General features: G+C 70.6%; 21 protein-coding genes. 11 read left to right on the top strand and 10 right to left on the bottom strand.

Going from position 1 to position 16,574, the window contains the following annotated elements; genetic code table 11:
* Positions 1 to 8 precede the first annotated feature (8 nt).
* Together CLV67_RS12875 and CLV67_RS52640 are read right to left on the bottom strand one after the other, a co-directional pair.
* A complete protein-coding gene (locus CLV67_RS12875) occupies positions 9 to 581 on the bottom strand; it encodes a hypothetical protein (protein WP_106317797.1) in 573 nt (190 codons plus the stop codon).
* Between the two features lie 74 nt (positions 582 to 655).
* Positions 656 to 1,615: a hypothetical protein gene (locus CLV67_RS52640; protein WP_203736902.1), complete on the bottom strand. Its 960-nt coding sequence runs from the start codon at positions 1,613 to 1,615 to the stop codon at positions 656 to 658.
* Between the two features lie 204 nt (positions 1,616 to 1,819).
* On the opposite strand from CLV67_RS52640, the gene CLV67_RS12865 reads away from it, so the two are divergent.
* Positions 1,820 to 2,896 carry a hypothetical protein gene (locus CLV67_RS12865; protein WP_106317795.1) on the top strand — a complete coding sequence of 359 codons (1,077 nt, stop codon included), beginning with the start codon at positions 1,820 to 1,822 and terminating at the stop codon, positions 2,894 to 2,896.
* On the opposite strand, the gene CLV67_RS12860 is transcribed toward CLV67_RS12865, so the two are convergent.
* Both CLV67_RS12860 and CLV67_RS12855 read right to left on the bottom strand, forming a co-directional pair.
* Positions 2,885 to 3,664: an ABC transporter permease gene (locus CLV67_RS12860; RefSeq protein ID WP_106317793.1), complete on the bottom strand. Its 780-nt coding sequence runs from the start codon at positions 3,662 to 3,664 to the stop codon at positions 2,885 to 2,887. The genes CLV67_RS12865 and CLV67_RS12860 overlap by 12 nt on opposite strands.
* Positions 3,661 to 4,569, bottom strand: a complete 909-nt coding sequence (locus CLV67_RS12855) for an ATP-binding cassette domain-containing protein (protein ID WP_106317791.1) — start codon at positions 4,567 to 4,569, stop codon at positions 3,661 to 3,663. The genes CLV67_RS12860 and CLV67_RS12855 overlap by 4 nt, the downstream gene beginning before the upstream one ends.
* A gap of 80 nt (positions 4,570 to 4,649) precedes the next feature.
* Here CLV67_RS12855 and CLV67_RS12850 point away from each other — a divergent pair, with 80 nt between their 5' ends.
* The 6 genes from CLV67_RS12850 (at position 4,650) to CLV67_RS12825 (ending at position 8,606) form a co-directional block, all read left to right on the top strand.
* Entirely contained in the window at positions 4,650 to 5,393 is a 744-nt protein-coding gene (locus CLV67_RS12850; protein ID WP_106317789.1) for a TetR/AcrR family transcriptional regulator C-terminal domain-containing protein, read from the top strand.
* Positions 5,394 to 5,429: 36 nt separating this feature from the next.
* Positions 5,430 to 5,714, top strand: coding sequence for a putative quinol monooxygenase (locus CLV67_RS12845; RefSeq protein WP_106317787.1), 285 nt, complete (start codon positions 5,430 to 5,432; stop codon positions 5,712 to 5,714).
* A complete protein-coding gene (locus tag CLV67_RS12840) occupies positions 5,711 to 6,268 on the top strand; it encodes a class I SAM-dependent methyltransferase (RefSeq protein WP_275414875.1) in 558 nt (185 codons plus the stop codon). Before CLV67_RS12845 ends, CLV67_RS12840 begins: the two co-directional genes overlap by 4 nt.
* A gap of 44 nt (positions 6,269 to 6,312) precedes the next feature.
* The gene (locus CLV67_RS12835; RefSeq protein WP_106317785.1) at positions 6,313 to 7,416 is read left to right on the top strand and encodes a hypothetical protein; all 1,104 of its coding nucleotides are present in this window, start codon (positions 6,313 to 6,315) and stop codon (positions 7,414 to 7,416) included.
* Positions 7,413 to 7,949, top strand: coding sequence for a SigE family RNA polymerase sigma factor (locus CLV67_RS12830; protein WP_106317783.1), 537 nt, complete (start codon positions 7,413 to 7,415; stop codon positions 7,947 to 7,949). Before CLV67_RS12835 ends, CLV67_RS12830 begins: the two co-directional genes overlap by 4 nt.
* A gap of 126 nt (positions 7,950 to 8,075) precedes the next feature.
* A complete protein-coding gene (locus CLV67_RS12825) occupies positions 8,076 to 8,606 on the top strand; it encodes a hypothetical protein (protein ID WP_146169077.1) in 531 nt (176 codons plus the stop codon).
* 2 nt (positions 8,607 to 8,608) lie between these two features.
* Here the strand turns inward: CLV67_RS12825 and lexA are convergent, their stop codons facing one another.
* Positions 8,609 to 9,250 (bottom strand): transcriptional repressor LexA, encoded by a 642-nt coding sequence (lexA, locus tag CLV67_RS12820; RefSeq protein ID WP_106317780.1) that lies wholly within the window; start codon positions 9,248 to 9,250, stop codon positions 8,609 to 8,611.
* 148 nt (positions 9,251 to 9,398) lie between these two features.
* Here lexA and CLV67_RS12815 point away from each other — a divergent pair, with 148 nt between their 5' ends.
* The 4 genes from CLV67_RS12815 to CLV67_RS12800 all read left to right on the top strand — a co-directional run bounded on the left by CLV67_RS12815 (position 9,399) and on the right by CLV67_RS12800 (position 12,423).
* A complete protein-coding gene (locus CLV67_RS12815; RefSeq protein WP_106317778.1) occupies positions 9,399 to 10,196 on the top strand; it encodes a hypothetical protein in 798 nt (265 codons plus the stop codon).
* A 43-nt stretch (positions 10,197 to 10,239) separates the two neighbouring features.
* Positions 10,240 to 11,298 carry a DUF6461 domain-containing protein gene (locus CLV67_RS12810; protein ID WP_106317776.1) on the top strand — a complete coding sequence of 353 codons (1,059 nt, stop codon included), beginning with the start codon at positions 10,240 to 10,242 and terminating at the stop codon, positions 11,296 to 11,298.
* A gap of 154 nt (positions 11,299 to 11,452) precedes the next feature.
* A complete protein-coding gene (locus tag CLV67_RS12805) occupies positions 11,453 to 11,980 on the top strand; it encodes an RNA polymerase sigma factor (RefSeq protein ID WP_106317774.1) in 528 nt (175 codons plus the stop codon).
* Entirely contained in the window at positions 11,977 to 12,423 is a 447-nt protein-coding gene (locus tag CLV67_RS12800) for a transmembrane transport protein (RefSeq protein ID WP_106317772.1), read from the top strand. Before CLV67_RS12805 ends, CLV67_RS12800 begins: the two co-directional genes overlap by 4 nt.
* Here the strand turns inward: CLV67_RS12800 and CLV67_RS12795 are convergent.
* Genes CLV67_RS12795 through CLV67_RS12775 form a run of 5 tightly spaced genes read right to left on the bottom strand, consistent with a single transcriptional unit; the run spans position 12,376 to position 16,379 of the window.
* On the bottom strand, positions 12,376 to 13,218 hold the full coding sequence (locus CLV67_RS12795; protein WP_106317770.1) for an ABC transporter permease: 843 nt from the start codon (positions 13,216 to 13,218) through the stop codon (positions 12,376 to 12,378). The two genes, CLV67_RS12800 and CLV67_RS12795, sit on opposite strands and share 48 nt — an antisense overlap.
* Complete coding sequence (locus tag CLV67_RS12790; protein WP_106317768.1) at positions 13,215 to 14,111, bottom strand: ABC transporter ATP-binding protein; 897 nt, start codon at positions 14,109 to 14,111, stop codon at positions 13,215 to 13,217. The genes CLV67_RS12795 and CLV67_RS12790 overlap by 4 nt, the downstream gene beginning before the upstream one ends.
* The gene (locus CLV67_RS12785) at positions 14,099 to 15,163 is read right to left on the bottom strand and encodes a hypothetical protein (protein ID WP_106317766.1); all 1,065 of its coding nucleotides are present in this window, start codon (positions 15,161 to 15,163) and stop codon (positions 14,099 to 14,101) included. The genes CLV67_RS12790 and CLV67_RS12785 overlap by 13 nt, the downstream gene beginning before the upstream one ends.
* On the bottom strand, positions 15,147 to 15,683 hold the full coding sequence (locus tag CLV67_RS12780) for a sigma-70 family RNA polymerase sigma factor (RefSeq protein WP_106317764.1): 537 nt from the start codon (positions 15,681 to 15,683) through the stop codon (positions 15,147 to 15,149). Before CLV67_RS12780 ends, CLV67_RS12785 begins: the two co-directional genes overlap by 17 nt.
* Before the next feature lie 18 nt (positions 15,684 to 15,701).
* Positions 15,702 to 16,379 carry an alpha/beta fold hydrolase gene (locus CLV67_RS12775; protein WP_106317761.1) on the bottom strand — a complete coding sequence of 226 codons (678 nt, stop codon included), beginning with the start codon at positions 16,377 to 16,379 and terminating at the stop codon, positions 15,702 to 15,704.
* Between the last annotated feature and the right edge of the window lie 195 nt (positions 16,380 to 16,574).

The raw sequence follows: 16,574 nt of genomic DNA, 5'->3' as shown, positions 1-16,574 counted from the left end.
TGTGACACCTACCCTTTGCCGACCGGCTTCTCGACGACCGGGCGGCCCGCGTCGGCGACCAGCCGGGCCATGGCCGAGCCGAACGGGTCCTGCCGGGTGCCGTCGGGCTGCTCGGTCAGGACCGGCTGCACCCGCATCGGCGGCCGGCCGGAGGTACGGAGCAGATATGCCGACGTCACCCCGGCCATGAGGTTGCCCTCCCGGATGACGTGCACCTCCAGGCTCTCGAGGTCGCTCCACAGCGCGGCCCGTGGCCGGCCGTTGCGGACGTGCACGATCCCTCGCTCGTACAGATAGGCGGACTCGTTGCCGCGCAGCGGGAAGACGATCGCCCAGCCCAGACCGCAGATCCCGGTCGCCAGCGCCAGGATCGCGAGGGGGATCAGCGGCCGGAAGTAGGTGCCGGCCAGGTAGAACAGCCCGAACGAGACGGCGAACCCGGACACCGCGGTGACCAGGGAGTACAAGACGGCTTTGACGGCACCCGGATTGTCACGCCGGGCGACGGCGGCGCCGAGTCCGCGCTGCTCGGCCAGCGCCGTCACACCGGCCGGGATCGCCGTCGTCTCGTCGGTTTGCATAATGTCCGCCCCATAGCATCGCCGGATGGAAGGCAGGCATCATGCGCCGTACTTCTGTCAAAAATCTTGCAACGTCACTTCAGCGGGTCCCAGGAGCCGCCGAACCAGCGGCGCAGTGATTTCGCCAGGCCGGGATGGGCGGCGGCCCACACGTCGTCGAAGAGGAACATCTGCAGGTAGCCGAACTCGTCGTCGATGTGGAACACCGCCTGCGCCAGATGCTCGGCGACCTCGGCGTGGCCGAGCGCGGGGCGCCGGCCGCCGAGCGGGCCGGGGACGATCTCATGACCCTCGACCTGCGCCATCACGTCCAGCGCGACCCGGTGCGCCGCCTCGTGGTCGCCGTCCATGCCGGTCACGTCGAGCTCCTGATCGTCCCAGGCTCCCCACCGGTTCATCCGGTCGAGGGCCGCGGCCAGATCGTCGTCGGGCCCGATGCAGCCACGCAGCAGGGTCAGCTCCTCCGGCCACTTCCGGGCCGTGCGCAGCCGGGCGCCCAGGCCGGGCAGCCGCACACCTTTCAGGCGGATGACCGTGCCCTGGGTGTCCCAGTCGACGTCACCGATCTGCGACATGACGATCGTGGTGACCGGCTCGTCGTCACCGTCGGCGGTGGTCTCCGCGGGTAGCGGCCACTCGTCGTGGAGGTAGTAGGCCAGCCGGTGTGGACGCTGGGCGATCAGTTTCTCGTCGAGGAAGAAGTAGGCGAGCGGCACCTCGTCGTCGTCGGTCAGCGCGCGGACGCTGTGCTCGTCGACGATCACCTTGCCTTCGACATACAGATGTCTCTTGAGGTGCTTGCGCAGCTCCGCCATGGTCTCCGGCTTGGGCAGGGATCTGCTCGCCGCCTCGTCGAAGATCGTGTCCAGGCCGTAGACGTCGGCGCCGAGCTCCGCACGCAGCCAGGCGTCGGGGTCGGGGGCGGCCTCCTCCCAGGCGCGGCGGAACCAGTCGAGCACGGACGCGTCCGGCAGCCACCGGACATGCTTGCCGAGCACGCCGTGATAGGGCGATCGGTAGACGAAGCAGATCATGGCGACATCCTGCAGGGTGGGTATGACGGAAAACGCGGGCCGTACCCACTCCGTAAACATGTGATACGAGAGTGTGTCACCGCCGCTTCACCTGGCTTCTTGATCATGGTCTCCCTGCCGGGACAACAGTATGTGAACTTCGGGTGCCGCACGGGCCGTCGAGTGGCACCCCCACGTTGTCCAGGACGGAAGACGGGAGAAGACATGCCACGGCGCGTGTACGTGCACATCGGGGCACCGAAGACCGGAAGCACCTTCGTGCAGAACGTGCTGTTCGGCAACGCCGAGCGCCTGCAACAGGCCGGCCTTCTCGTGCCCGGGACGTTCCAGGCCCACGATCAGGCGATGACCGACCTGCGGCAGGTGCCGTGGCGCGACGCGAACCTGCACTGGACCTGGGACCGCCTCGTCGAGAGCTGTGCCCGCTGGCCCGGCGACGTGATCCTGACCAGCGAGGGCTTCGGTGCCGCCACCACCGCGCAGGCCCGCCGCGCGGTCGAGAGCCTGCGACCGGCCGAGGTGCACGTCGTGGTGGCGGCCCGTGACCTGTGGCGGACCTTCCCGTCGATGTGGCAGCAGACGATCCGTGCTCGCAGCACCTGGCGGTTCGAGGACTTCCTGAAGGCCGTCGAGCTGGGCCGGTTCGACGGGTTCTGGGAGGACTACGTCGCCAACCGGATGTTCCTCCGCTGGGGCGACCTGGTCCCGCCCGCGCAGCGGCACATCGTCACGGTCCCGCAGCCGGGCACGCCGCACGACGTGCTCTGGCAGCGGTTCGCCGGCATCCTCGGGGTCCCGGCGGACATCGGCGCGACCGTCGACCCCGGCTCCAACCCGTCGCTGGGCGCACCGGAGATCGAGGTGCTGAGGCGGGTCAACGCCGCCCTCGGCGACCGCTATCCGCACCGGCTGCCGTACCAGCGCGTGGTCCACAAGCACCTGGTCCGGGCGGTGCTGCAGGAACGTGACAACGACGTGAGGTTCGGCGTCGGGCTGGACCGTGCCGGCTGGGTGGCCCAGCTCGCCGAGCAGCAGATCAAGGAGCTGCAGGACTATCCCTGCCACATCGTCGGCGATCTCGCCGAGTTGCGCCCGCACCGGATGGACGGCTCGACCAGCCCCGACGAGCTCGACGACCGGCAGATCCTGAACGCGGCGATCGAGACGATCGTCGGGATGCTCGGCCACGCTGACTCCCTGCATCAGGAGTTGAAGGCCAGGGAGCCCGCGGGGATGCTGAACCGGGTCAAGCGCGGCCTGCGGCGCCGCCTAGTCTCGTAGCCTCCGGTAGGCACGGGCCGACAGCGGCACGAACACCGCGGCGAGCACCAGCGGCCAGGCGAGCGCCAGCCACACCGCGTGGCCGGCCAGCACGCCGTCCGTGAGCCCCGTCGGGTTGCCGAACAGCTCCCGTGCCGCGGTGGCGGTCGCCGACAGCGGATTCCAGGCCGCGACCGCGCCGAGCCAGCCGGGCATGGTCTCGGCCGACACGATCGCGGTCGACAGGAAGCCGATCGGCCACACCAGCACCTGCACGGCCGAGGTCGCGCCGCCCCCGCGGAAGGCCAGGCCCACGAAGATCCCGATCCACAACATCGAGAACCTCAACCACAGCAGGAGGAGTACGGCCAGAGCAGCCGAAGCCGGATCGGAGGTGATCCGCCAGCCGATAGCCAGTCCACCCAGGATCAGCACCAGCAACTCGGCGGCCGAGTTGGTCATGTCCGCGCCGACCCGCCCGAGCGCCACCGACGCGCTGCCGATCGGCATGGAGCGGAACCGGTCGGTGATGCCCTTCCCGGCGTCGGCCGCCATCTTCGTGGCGGTCGTCTCGACGCCGAACATCATGCTCAGGGCCATCATGCCGGGCAGCAGGAAGGCGATGTAGTCGCCACCGCCCGGCACGGTGATCGCCCCGCCGAACAGGAATCCGAAGACCAGCAGCAGCATGATCGAGAACAGCAGGCCGAAGATCGGCCCCCACGGCTCGCGGACCCAGTGGGCCAGCTCCCGCTGCGTGATGATCCAGCCGGCGCGCAGGGTCGTCATCGTGCGGCCTCCTTCTCGGTGATCGCGAGGAACGCCTCGTCCAGGGTGGGATGCCGCAGCCGCAGGTCGTCGGGCACGATGCCGAGGTCGTCGAGGGTGCGCACGAGGGCGGCCAGGCCCGAGGTGACCTCGATGGTGATGGTGTGGTCGTCCTCGTCGGCGACGCCGCCGAGCCGGGCGGCCAGATCGGTGACCGGGCCGCGCAGCGTGATCGTGACCCGGTCACCGCCCACCCGCCGTTTCAGCTGCTCGGGCGTGCCCTCGGCGATGACCCTGCCGTGGTCGACGACGGTGATCGCCGAGGCCAGCTGGTCGGCCTCGTCCAGGTACTGGGTGGTGAGCAGGACCGTCGTGCCGCGCCCGGCGACCTCCCGCACGCTGGTCCACACCTCGTTGCGGCCGCGCGGGTCGAGCCCGGTGGTCGGCTCGTCGAGGAACAGCACGGCCGGGGTCAGGATCAGCCCGGCCGCGATGTCGAGCCGCCTGCGCATGCCGCCCGAGTAGGTCTTCGCCGGCCGGTGCGCGGCCTCGGCCAGGCCGAAGACCTCCAGCAGCTCGGCGGCGCGCGTCTGCGCGCCGGACTTGGCCAGTCCGTAGAGGCGTCCGAACATCACCAGGTTCTGGTGGCCGCTGAGGATCTCGTCGACGGCCGCGTTCTGGCCGACCAGGCCGATGCTGCGGCGCACCCGGGCGGCCTGGGTGCGCACGTCGAACCCGGCGACGCTCGCCGTGCCCTCGTCGACGTCGATCAGGGTGGCCAGGGCTTTGACGGCGGTGGTCTTGCCGGCTCCGTTCGGCCCGAGCAGGCCGTGGATGACGCCGGCGGGCACGTGCAGGTCGAACCCGTCCAGGGCGAACAGGTCGCCGTATCGCTTGCGCAGTCCTTCAGCGATCAGGGTGTGCACGAACGCTCCTTAAAACTCCGTATGCCTTACGGAAAATTGCGGCGGCCAACACCGTACACCCCACGGGGTAGATTTCGCACATGGAAAAACAGGACGTCGACCGCACGCTGACCCTGCTCTGGCGCCGCACCCTCGGAACACCGCAGGGACGCCGGGGCCCGAAACAGCGGGTCAGCGTCGACGAGGTCATCCAGGCGGGGATCGCCGTCGCCGACGCCGAAGGGCTCCCGGCCTTCTCGATGCGAAAGGTCGCCGACCGGCTCGAACTCAAACTGATGTCGATCTACACGTACGTCCCGGGTCGTTCGGAATTGATCGGTCTCATGGTCGACGAGGTCGCCGGGGAGGTGCCGCACCCGCCGCACGCCGGGACGTGGCGCGACCGCCTCACCGGCGTCGCGCGGCACATGTGGGACGAGTACCACCGCCACCCCTGGCTGCTGCAGGTCGAGAACAGCCGCCCCTGGATCGGACCCAACGGCAGCGAGCGGTACGAGTGGCAGCTCGCCGCCGTCGAAGGCGCCGGACTCACCGACCTGGAGATGGACCAGGTCGTCACGGTGATCAGCGCCTTCACCGCGGGCGCGGCCCGGATGTCGGTCACCTCCCGCAGCACCGCCGAGGAGAGCGGCATCACCGACCTCGAATGGTGGGAGGTCAACGCCCCCATCCTCGAGCGGGTGATGCCGCCCGGCGCGTACCCGCTGTCCGGGCGGGTCGGCACCGCCGCTGGCGAGGAGTACAACGCGGTCGCCGATCCGGCCCGCTCGTTCCTCTTCGGACTGGAACGCATGCTCGACGGCGTGCAGGTCCTGATCCGGTGAGACAGAATCGGCGGAACCACCGACGGGGGAGAAGTAATGATCATCATCGCTGGTGAACTGCGTGTGGAACCGTCCGACCGCGACCGGTACCTGACCGGCGTCGCCGACGTGACCCGCCTGGCCCGCGAGGCCGACGGCTGCCTCGACTTCGTGCAGGCACCCGACCCGCTCGACCCGGCACGCATCACCGTCTACGAACGCTGGGAGTCCGACGAGCACCTCGGCCGCTTCCGCAACACGCCCGGCCCGGACCCGGACGTGCCGCCAGTGCGCTCCGCCGACGTGCACAAATACCGGATCAGCGGGGTCGAACAGCCGTGAACGACTACGACGCGATGTACCGCGACGGCACCGCACCCTGGGAGATCGGCCGCCCGCAGTCCGCCTTCGACCTCGACGTCGACGGGCCGCGCGTCCTCGACCTCGGCTGCGGCACCGGCGAACTCGCCCTGGAACTCGCCCGCCGCGGCCACGAGGTGACCGGCGTGGACATCTCCGCCGTCGCCATCGAACGGGCCCGCGCCAAGGCCGCCACCGAGGAACTCGCCGTCGATTTCGTGACCGGCGACGCCACCCGCCTCGACCTCGGTGAGTTCGACGCCCTGTTCGACTCCGGCCTGCTGCACAACCTGCACCGCCACGGCGGCGCCGACGACTACCTCGCCCTGCTGCCACGGCTCGCCGCGCCCGGCGCGATCCTGCAGATCGTGGCCATCTCGGCGTCGTCCGGGGAGGGCTGGGGCCTCACCGAGGACTACCTGAGGGCCGCCTTCACCGAACCACTCTGGACCGATACCAGCGTCGGCGGCATCACGGTGACCGCCACCGTCGGTGACCTTCCGGGCCTGCTGATGCGGACGATCCGGAAACCGTAGGGATCGATGGAACCGATCGGCGCGCCGCTGCCTTTCGAAAGGGTATGACAGAGCGGATCAGCGAACTGCTGAACGAGGCGGTGGCCGGCGTGGAGCCGGCGCACCCCGACCCGGTGGGGGCGGTGTTACGCCGCAGGCGGGTGGCGCGACGGACGTCGGTGCTGACGGCCGCCGTGGTCTGCGCCGGACTGACGCTGGGCGGGGCGGTGGCCGCCCGGCAACTGGACGGCGACCCGGAACCGGGTGTCGTCGCGGACGCGCCGCCACCCTACATCGACGGCAACGACGTGGTGCTGGGCTCGGTGCGGCTCCCGATCCCGGACGGCTGGCGGGCCGCCACCTCGGACCAGCCCTGCGAGGACCCGGGACGGACCATCCTGATCCGGCTCCCGAGCAACGAACAGTGCCGTGACTCCGCTGTGGAGGTCTTCCACGATCGGGGAACCCAGCCCGGCGGCCGGGTCATCCACATCGAGAACGGGAGACTCGAGGACGGCGTCATCCTCCCGCCGGTCCAGATCACGCTTCCCGGTGGTGAGCCGGGCTGGCTGGACCGCTCCCGGGATTTCGATCGGGCCAACGGCATCCCGGAGAGGGCGCAGCCGGGGACGCCGGGGTACCACCGGACCACCGACCTGAAACTTCCCTGGTCGCAGGCCGGCATCATGTTCCGTCTCAACCACGCCGGTGTCGACCGGATGATCGGCTCCCTGCGCAGTGAGCCGGTCCGCGCCGGAACCCTCGCCCTTCCACGGACCGCAGTCGAAGCCGACCTCATCATCGCGGACTCCGTCCGCGGGATCCTGGACGGGGGCATCGGCCGGACACGGGACAGCACGACGATCGCCCGGGTGCTGGAGATTCTGCGCGACCAGGACACCGCGGTGCCCGGTGGGCAAGCGTGCGCCGGGAGCGGCCAGACCGTTGCACAGATCATCATGACGCCCTCCGACGGCACCCCGTGGGGCGGCATGCCGTCACCCATTCCGGCACCGTCACCGACGATCGACCCCGGTGACGTCACCGTCGTGATGATCAGCCTCGGCGGTGACTGCCAGGAGGCGGTGTCCGCCCACGGCGGGCGGGTACGCATCAGCGACGAAGCCGTCACCGAGTTGAAGAGGATCTTCGGGATCGGTGCCCGATGAACGAACAGGACAACGCCGCGCCGGACTTCGCCCAGTTCGTCGCGGCCCGCTACCCGGCGCTGGTCCGCTACGGCACGCTGCTGACCGGCGACCGCGGCCACGGCGAGGACCTCACCCAGGAGTCGTTGGTCAAGTCCCATAAGGCGTGGCGCCGCCTGCACCCGCACGGCGACCCCGAGGCGTACACCCGGCAGGTGATGGCCCGCGCTGCCTGGCGCGCGGGCCGCCGGCTGTGGCGCCGCGAGATCCCGGCGGCCGTACCTCCCGACCGGGCCGCCGCCGGGGACGCCTACGACAGCCGGGACACCGCCGCGGCGGTCCTCGAAGCCTTGCGTGCCCTGCCCGCCGGCCAGCGGGTCGTACTGGTCCTGCGCTACTGGGCCGGACTCACCGAGTCCGAGATCGCCGCCCAGCTGGGCTGCTCGACCGGCACCGTGAAGAGCCGCGCGAGCCGGGCCATCACCGCGCTGCGCCGCGCCGACGGACCGTTGGCCGAGGCGTTCGCCCACGCCGAAACAGGCGCCGCCGGCTGACTCATCCTTGTCCGGCCGCTTATCTGACGGGGGTGGGCGGCCGGACAGGGATTGCCTACAGCCGTTGCGGCCGCGCCGCGATCATCAAGGAACCTGAATGTGACATCGCGGCGGCAGGATGCGACCGTGCGCAGACTGCTGATCGTCCTGCTCCTGGTACCCGCCGGCGGACTCGCCGCCTGCAGCCCGGCGGACGAGCCGATCGCCGCGCTGGCCGTCCGCGACGGGGAACCCATCGGGCTGCTCTACGCGTGCGAGGCGGTGTTCTCCCAGTTCAGCGTCTACGAGAACAGCGACTCCAACGATCCCGGCGTGCACATCTCCTGGAGCGTCCACGGTGACGCCACGGCCGACACCGTCGTGGAGGTACCGCTGCTCGGCGACGATCTCCCGGACGGCTGGGAGGTGAGCGAACCCCGCGACCTGACCGCCGAGGAGGCAGGGCTGGCCGTCGACATCGAACCACTGACACGCCTGGAACCCGGCATGCGGTACGGCCTGGGCGGCGACAACCGCCGCGGCTCGCTGCCGATCAACTTCACGGTCGAGGACTTCCCCCGCCTGTCCGAGGACACCGTCCTGGTCTACGCCGGCCGCGACAGGACGACGACGGTCTCCCGCGACAAGTTCGTCGAACGCGCCCGCGACACCTGCTGACGTCAGACGCGGCGCAGCACGGAGACGACCTTGCCCAGGATGACGGCGTCGTCGCCGGGGATCGGCTCGTACGCCGGGTTGCGGGGCTCCAGGAAGACGTGACCGCCACGGCGGCGGAACACCTTCACGGTCGCCTCCTCGTCGATCATCGCGGCCACGATGTCACCGTTCCACGCCTCCGACTGCTGGCGCACCACGACGATGTCGCCGTCGCAGATCGCGGCGTCGATCATCGAGTCGCCCTGCACACGCAGGCTGAACAGGGTGCCGCGGCCGACCAGGTCGCGGGGCAGGTTCAGCAGCTCCTCGGCGTGCTCGTCGGCAAGGATCGGGGTGCCGGCCGCGATCGTGCCGACCAGCGGCACACCCACGGTGTCATCGGAACGCTCGGCGGCGCCGGCCGGCTCGAGGAACATCCGGATGTCGACCGGCCGGGCCACCGTACGGCCGCGACGCAGGAAACCGTGCTCCTCGAGGGTCCGCAGATGACGGCTGACAGTCGACGCCGACATGCCGAGGGCGTCGGCGATCTCACGGGTGGACGGCGCGTACCCGTACTTCACCGCCGCGTCGCGGATCACGGTGAGGATCCGGCGGAGACGCTCGGGCAGGACGGACGTGTCGAACTCTTCCTCGGGTAGCACCTACGGATCTTGCCTGATGACGAACGTGAACCCAAACCGCCGCGCCGCGCAGCCTCCAGTGTTTGACAACCGGAGGCAGGATGCCGGGACGCTCGTCCGCCGTGCGCTGGTCACGCGCGGCGCGAGAGACTTTGCGAGGGGTGAGAGTGTGTTCCGGAAGAAGGATGAGGACCACCGCGAGCGGATCCTCCGCGCACTTCAGCGACCGCCCGAGCCCGTCGAGGTCCGGGCGGCACTGAAGTGGCGGCATCTCGCCGACCCGTGGCGGCTGTGGCTGCGACGCTCGGCCGCGGGAGTGGACCTGTTCAACCGTTGGACCGAATCCAGCGAACACGTCGAGATGCTCGGCGAGGACGCCTATCGGGAGCAGCTGGTGCGGTTGCTGTCCCGAGCGGTTCCGCGTGACTGTGCGGCCTCCGGGTTCGGGTGCACCCGCCGGATCGACCGGTCCTGCCGGGAGCCGGAGATCTGCTCGCAAAATCCCCCTGCCACAGCCGGTGAGGCCGTCCATCGGGAAGGCCCGTTGCCGGGCGGGTGCGACCGCTATTTCGGCTGGTGGGGTGGCTCGTCCGTGCTGCGGGTCGCCTTCAGCGCCGGCGATCGGCATCGCGCGGTGCACTGGGACGGACGGCTGTGGATCGACGGGCTGCCCATTGCCGACGATCAAACCCTCGATGAGTACGGGCGATGGCTCGACGACCGATTCTTCGTGATCCTGGCGGAGGGGCCGCCCGATCATCCGGCCCAGACTTTCACCTGGGACACACCGGTATCGACGATCAGGTCGGTGGTCGTGCACGACGCCGACCAGGGGTCGACGACCGTTCTCACACCCACAGCCGAAGAGACATGGACGAACCCGACGGTGGTACGAAACGGCGCCGTGCTGCTGATCCACCCGGATCAGGCCGGCAGCGCACCCGACCGTACCCTGCCGGTTCCCTGACCAACGGCCGTCGCCGCCGTCCGAGGGCGCCTATGGTGAGGCGATGGGTGAGGAAGCCGTCTCCCACTACATCGCTCTCCTGAACGGGCACGCCTGGCTTCGTGAGTCGATGAGTGTGACATGGGCGCATGGCCTCGGCGAGGAGGCCGTGTTCCGAGCGTTCGGCGCTGACCCGGCAACCGCGCAGGTGATGACGGGCCTGGAAGTCGAATCGGCGTTGATGGATACGCCGCGTGACAGGGGCTGGCCCAAGTTCCTGAGAGTCGGTCGCGCGACGGAGGCATGGGCGTTCGGCGTCGAGGCCTTTGGTTTCCAGGGATCCCGTCCGGAGGTGATCCGGCCGCTCTCGCGATACGGCCGGGCTCTGTCGGTCTTCTGGAACGTCAACGCGGCGAACCAGTTCATGTACGCGGAGAATGGCCGCACCATGACGTGGTTCGAGATGTCGGACCCGGACGATCGTGGGGGTGGTGACCCCTCTGCTCTCGAGGATGAGATCGCCGGTCTGCCGTTCGGCCGGGACGGCGACTACCAAGCCGCGGGTCTGGCCTTGGCCGAGCGAATCACGGGGTGGCGGTTGAGGTTCGAGGCGCTCGCGGCTGCGCTGCCGGCAGCGCAGCTGAAGCCCGTACCCGAAGATCTCATACCCGAAGCGCTGGTTGATGATCCCGTGCTCGCCGGCCCTTTCCTCGCGGATCTGATCGCCGATCCCCGAGCCGGGGCATTGCCGGCGATCGCCTACCGCATGGCCGAGATGATCGCCGAGGACGCCGGCATCATGGGCGATCAGGCGGTCCGGGAAGCCCTGTCGTGCCTGGCCACCTCTGCTCCCGTCCCTGACACGGTCCGGGAACGGCTGCTCGCCCGCTACCGGGACCACGCCGATGTCGCGGCCAAGATCTGGGAGACCGGAGAGAGGCGCGCGGCTGCCTTCGTTGCCATGAGCGCCATCGGCGGATTCGCCGCGCAACTCGGCCGGGACCCCGATCCGGCGCGCCGCAGCCGGATGGGCAACGACACCTACGTCCCGAGACGGCCGGATTACGCGACCGAGTTCTTCATGCTCAAGCGGATACAGAGACACATCAGAAGCATCAGGTGAACTCCCTGACGCGGGTCGTCAGCATCGGAGTCCTGGATGACGGTGGATCCGGCGCGGGCGCTCGGGCAGGACGAAGGTGTCGAAGGGCTGCACCGCTGGATCTTGCCCATGACAAACGTGAACCCAGATCGCCGCGCCGCGCACTGTTGTAGGTGTGACGGATGCGGAACGGGACGCGCTGCTGGTGCTGCGGGCCCAACTCGGGGACCGGGCGGCGCTCGGTGAGCTGGTCGGGCACTGGCACCTGCCGGTGTGGCGCTACGTGCGGGCGATGCTCGGCGACCGGGCACGCGCCGACGACGTGAGCCAGGAGGTGTGGGCGCGGGCGTTACGGGCGCTGCCCCGGCTGCGGCAGCCGGACCGCTTCGCGCCATGGCTGCTCACGATCGCCCGCCGGACGGTCCAGATCAACTTCCGGCAGCCGTACGACGAAGGCCCGCTCCCCGAGCCGGTGGCCACCGACGAGACGACCGGTGTCCTCGACCGCACCCAGATCAGTGAGGGCCTGGTCGGGCTGCCGCCGCGCGAGCGCGAGGTGCTGATCCTGTTCTACCTGCACGATCTGGCCCTGGACGACTGCGCGGACATCCTCGGCATTCCGCCGGGAACCGTGAAGTCCCGCCTGAACCGGGCCCGGCGCCTGCTGCGCGACCAGCTGACCGAGAAGGGCTACACGGCATGAACGACGAACCGGGTTACACCCCCGAGCAGGTCATCCGCCGGGTGCCGCGCGCGCTGCTCGCCGCCGGGATCGCGGGACTGGCCGGCGCCACGGCGATCGCGACCCTGTGGGCGACCGAACCCGGCCGCCTGCCCACCCGTACCGCAGCGGCTTTTGCGGGTTTGATCGTCATCGGACTCTCCTGGGCCGTCCTCGCCGGCTGGACGCTGCTGAAGCGCCCGCTCTTCGCCTCCGAACGGGTGGCCGCCGGGACCCTCGCGGTCGTCTTCACCACCGCGACCACCCTGGTCACGGCCGTGATCGGCGGCCCGCTGGCGGCCGGGCCCGGACTGCTGCTGATCGCCGTCGCGGTGATCGTGCTGGTCCGGGCCCGTGCCTACCGTGATCGGCTCCGGTCACAGATCGCGGCGCTGGAAGGACAGCGCCGCGAGCCCCAGGACTAGCGCCGTCCACACCGCCGCCCACACCAGATACACCCAGGTCAGCGGCTGCATGCTCAGGAACGGTGACTCCTCGACACCCGAGCCGACCTGCGCGAGCAGCGCCGGGTCCTGGAACGAGTTCATGGCGCCGCGCCACAGGCCGTCGGTCGGCAGCAGCATCCGCGAGACGGTGCCGACCATGGCGACGCTCGGATTGCCGAGGGCGTCGCCGACCGACCCGACGACCCCGGCGATCCAGGTCGCGCCGAACAGGCCGACCGCCACGATCCCCGACGCCATCGGCGAGATCGCCGTCGAGAACAGCAGACCGAGCGTCAGCAGCGCCGCCGTCTGCCCGGCCAGCAGCAGCAGGCCGGTGACCGGGTGCGGCGGCCAGTAGTCGACGGTCACGCGCACGATCACGAACTGGGCGACCCCGGCGACCGTCACGAACCCGGCCCCGAACGCCACCAGGCCCAGCCACTTGCCGGCCAGCACCTGCACGCGCCGGATCGGACGGGTCATCATGGCCAGCGCCACGCCCGACTCCACCTCCCCGGACAGGGTCGGCCCGGCCAGGAACGCGGTGCCCAGCGCGGCGATCAGGCTGAACCCGAACATCACCAGGTTCAGCACCGTCGACCCGGCCACCTTGGCCTCGCCGCTGGTCAGGCCACCGTAGTCGGCGGCGATCTCGGAGAAGCCCCACGCGCTCAACCCCAGCAGCACCGCGGTCAGCACGGCCAGCGAACGCAGCACCCTGCGCCGCGACCCTTCCTGCAGGGTCAGCGCGGCGATCGTCAGTACGGTCCTCACGGGTGCTCCCTCAGAATGTCCAGCAGCCGTTCCTCGAGGCTGACCCGGGCCGGTTCGACGGCGTGCACCCCGACGCCGAGCTTGACGAGGCCGGCGACGAGCGCCGGCACGTCGTCGGGCAGGGCGATCGTGTACCGGTCACCCTCACGCTCGCACGGCTCCAGCAGGGCCGCGGCCTCCGGCGTGACGTGTGTCAGGTGCAGCCGCAGCGAGCGGCGCCCGAGCAGTTCGGCCAGCGTGCCGGAGGCGGCCACCCGCCCGTGGTCGAGGATCATCACCCGGTCGCAGACCCGCTCCACCTCGCCGATCAGGTGCGAGTTCAGCAGCACCGCCACGCCGCGGTCCTTCAGCGACAGCAGCAGGTCACGCACGTCGGCACGCCCGAGCGGGTCGAGAGCGCTGGTCGGCTCGTCGAGCACGACGAGATCGGGCCCGGCGACCAGGGCCACGGCCAGCCCGAGCCGCTGCTGCATGCCCTTGGAGAAGCCGCCGACCCGGTCACCGGCCCGATCGGCCAGCCCGACCAGCGCCAGGGTCTCCCGCCGATCTTCGCCGGAGACCTTCACACCCGCCAGCCGTACGTGCAGCCGCAGCACCTCGTCCGCGCTGAGCCACGGCTGATAGCGGAACAGCTCGGGAAGGTACCCGACCCGCTGCCGCGACCGCGGGTCGGTGTTCGGACGCCCGAGCAGCATCACCTCCCCGGCGTCCGGGCGGACCAGGCCGAGCATCATCTTGATGACGCTGGTCTTGCCCGCCCCGTTCGGCCCGAGCAGCCCGAGCACCTCCCCACGGCCGACGGTGAACGAGACACCGTCGACCGCGGTACGCCGCTTGTAGCGTTTGCGCAGGTTCGACGCCCACACGGCGGGGGAGTCGATCACTTGGCCCACCGGGTCTCCTTCGCGACCCGCAGAACCTCGTCGGTGCTGAGGGAGCCACCGGCCACGTTGACGAACCCGTCCTCGACCCAGAACACCACCGACAACGCCCCGCCCTCGGTCGACAGCACGGTCGCCGGCGCCTTGCCGACCTTCGTGGTGAAGCTGGACTCGCTGCCCTCCTTCACGATCAGCGGCAGCGTCCCGCCGTCCTTCGAGAACGCCCGCAGCTGACCGGCCAGCGACTCCGGCAGCCCCGGCAGCGACAGCAGGTAGTCGCGGGCCGTCTCGAACGGCACCCCGTTGGAGAACGCCCTGGGCGCCACCACCCGGCCCACCATCAGCGCCGGCATCCCGCTGTTGCCCGGCCACACCGCGGCCAGCCCCGGCCCGGCGGTCAGCCGGAACTCGGTGGTCGCCAGGCCCGCGGGCGGTTCCGGAATCGGCTGCCCGAGCGCCTTCTCGGCCTTCGCCCGGTCGAACTGGAACACCCCCAGCACCCGATCACCGACCAGGTATCGCGGCTGCCCGGTCACCCCGACCGGCAGGTTCGTGATCCGCGGACTGGCCAGGCCGGTCGCCTCCCGTGCCTCCCGGGCGTCGTCGACGTTGCGGATCTTCGGGCGGCTCTCAGCCCGCATCGTGCCGAACTCCTCCAGCTCCGGCAGCTGCACCAGGTCGGCCTGCGGCACCGTGATCGGAGCGACCTGCTCGGTCCGGAAGATCTGGAACCAGTTCCCGGCCGCGGCCGCCGACGCGCCACCGAGCAGCGCCGCCACGCCGACCACGGCGATGATCGGGGTGCGGACGGGCTTGCGTCGTGGCCGCGCGGGCCGGGGCGCCTCGGCCGTGGCGAGCGAACCGGACAGCCGCTGCCAGGCGGCATCCACGTCCACCTCCGCGTCGAAGTCGAGCGCGGAGTCGATCAGCAGGGCGTCAGCGGCGGACGACGCCATCCGGGAGCCGCATTCCGTGCAGTCCTCGACATGCAGACGGTCGACGTCGGCCACACCGTCCGGCTCGTCGAGCAGGCGGCGCAGCACGCCCTCACCGGGATGACGCATGACGGTTCAACTCCTCACGAAGAGCGGATTCGGCGCGCCGCACGGTCGTGCCCACGCTGCCGGGGGAGAGATCGAGAGCGGCGGCCACCTCGGCGTAGCTCAGGCCGCTGTGCCGCAGCACCAGCGCCACGGCCTGCTTACGTGGCAGGCGGGACAGCCCTGCGCGTACCCGCCGATGTTCTTCCTTCTGAACGACGGCGTCGGCGACGTCCGGCGCCACGGTGACCCGGTCGGACGCCGCCTCCTCCCGGGAGACCCGCCGCCGCCCGGACCGCAGATGGTTCAACGCGGTGTGCGCGGCGGCCACACAGAGCCAGCCGAGCGCCTCACCGGCCGGAACACTGGTCCGCCCGAACGCCATGAACGTCTCCTGCGCCACGTCCTCGGCCTCGTCACGTGAGCCGAGGACCCGCGCGGCCACCCCGACCACCTTCGGGTAGGCCGCCCGGAATATGTGCTCCAGGTCGGATCGCACGGAGGCCGGCACGGCGCCCTCCCGCTCCTTCAACAGTTGCTTCACACCAGGTAAGCACCGCCGCTACGCGGGATGTGACAACTTCCGGATCGCCTCGGCGACGGCGTCCGGATCGACGAGCTGATGCAGGTGGTGACCCGGGACGTGCTGCACCGGCCAGCCGCTGTCGCGCGCGATCCGTTCATAGGGCGGCGCGAACAGGACATACCCGCACGGCCGCTCGTCCCACCCGGCGGGCGCCGGGATCCGCTGCTCGTAGTACGACAGCGGCAGGCGCGGCTGTTCGGCCTCGAGGATCCGCCGGGTCTGCGGGTCGGGGAACATCGGCGACACGTCCGCCTCGTCGAACCAGCGCGTCCACTGCGGCAACCGGCCGTCGGCCTCGACCAGGCCTTCGAGAAACGCGAGGTTGTCCGGGGAGACCACTGCGGTCGACCCACGGCGAGCCGGGACGGCGGCGTCGACGAAAACCAACGCCCTTATCGTACGTTCTACGTGTTCCGCCACGGTCGGTGTGAAAAGCCCCGCATTGCTGTGCGCGACCAGAACCACCTCGTCACCGTCCGGCAGCCCGTCGATCACCCCGGCGACGGTCTCGGCCACCGCCGGCCAGAACGGCGGCCCCGCGTCGGCCACGTGCAGCAGCGACGGCACGACCGAGCCGGGCAGCCGCCGCGCCACCGGCGCCCAGGTCGCGGGCCCGACCGACGGGCTGTGCATCAGAACGTGGGTGATCGCCATCGCCCCACCCTGGCCCACGCCCCCGGACCGCGGCGAGCCCGTTCTGCCGAGGGCCTACCGTCGGAAGTTCATCGTGTGCGCCGTCGACAGGTCCGCTCGGCGGAAACCTCGGTGCCGGTGACCGCGGAGGGGAGCTGAAGCGTGCCGTCGACCTGCGGATCGAGCATGGCGGCCGGCTACGACCGCGGGCGCGGT

Source organism: Actinoplanes italicus, from assembly GCF_003001815.1.
Taxonomy (GTDB): Bacteria; Actinomycetota; Actinomycetes; order Mycobacteriales; family Micromonosporaceae; genus Actinoplanes; species Actinoplanes italicus.
The sequence above is the reverse complement of the archived record's forward strand: the minus strand, read 5'-3'. Positions and strand labels throughout refer to the sequence as shown.

Excerpts from the sequence above, each read along its gene's own strand:
- CLV67_RS12875 (WP_106317797.1), bottom strand. The coding sequence starts at position 581 with ATGCAAACCGACGAGACGACGGCGATCCCGGCCGGTGTGACGGCGCTG.
- CLV67_RS52640 (WP_203736902.1), bottom strand. The coding sequence starts at position 1,615 with ATGATCTGCTTCGTCTACCGATCGCCCTATCACGGCGTGCTCGGCAAG.
- CLV67_RS12865 (WP_106317795.1), top strand. The coding sequence starts at position 1,820 with ATGCCACGGCGCGTGTACGTGCACATCGGGGCACCGAAGACCGGAAGC.
- CLV67_RS12860 (WP_106317793.1), bottom strand. The coding sequence starts at position 3,664 with ATGACGACCCTGCGCGCCGGCTGGATCATCACGCAGCGGGAGCTGGCC.
- CLV67_RS12850 (WP_106317789.1), top strand. The coding sequence starts at position 4,650 with ATGGAAAAACAGGACGTCGACCGCACGCTGACCCTGCTCTGGCGCCGC.
- CLV67_RS12845 (WP_106317787.1), top strand. The coding sequence starts at position 5,430 with ATGATCATCATCGCTGGTGAACTGCGTGTGGAACCGTCCGACCGCGAC.
- CLV67_RS12835 (WP_106317785.1), top strand. The coding sequence starts at position 6,313 with ATGACAGAGCGGATCAGCGAACTGCTGAACGAGGCGGTGGCCGGCGTG.
- CLV67_RS12830 (WP_106317783.1), top strand. The coding sequence starts at position 7,413 with ATGAACGAACAGGACAACGCCGCGCCGGACTTCGCCCAGTTCGTCGCG.
- CLV67_RS12810 (WP_106317776.1), top strand. The coding sequence starts at position 10,240 with ATGGGTGAGGAAGCCGTCTCCCACTACATCGCTCTCCTGAACGGGCAC.
- CLV67_RS12800 (WP_106317772.1), top strand. The coding sequence starts at position 11,977 with ATGAACGACGAACCGGGTTACACCCCCGAGCAGGTCATCCGCCGGGTG.
- CLV67_RS12785 (WP_106317766.1), bottom strand. The coding sequence starts at position 15,163 with ATGCGTCATCCCGGTGAGGGCGTGCTGCGCCGCCTGCTCGACGAGCCG.
- CLV67_RS12775 (WP_106317761.1), bottom strand. The coding sequence starts at position 16,379 with ATGGCGATCACCCACGTTCTGATGCACAGCCCGTCGGTCGGGCCCGCG.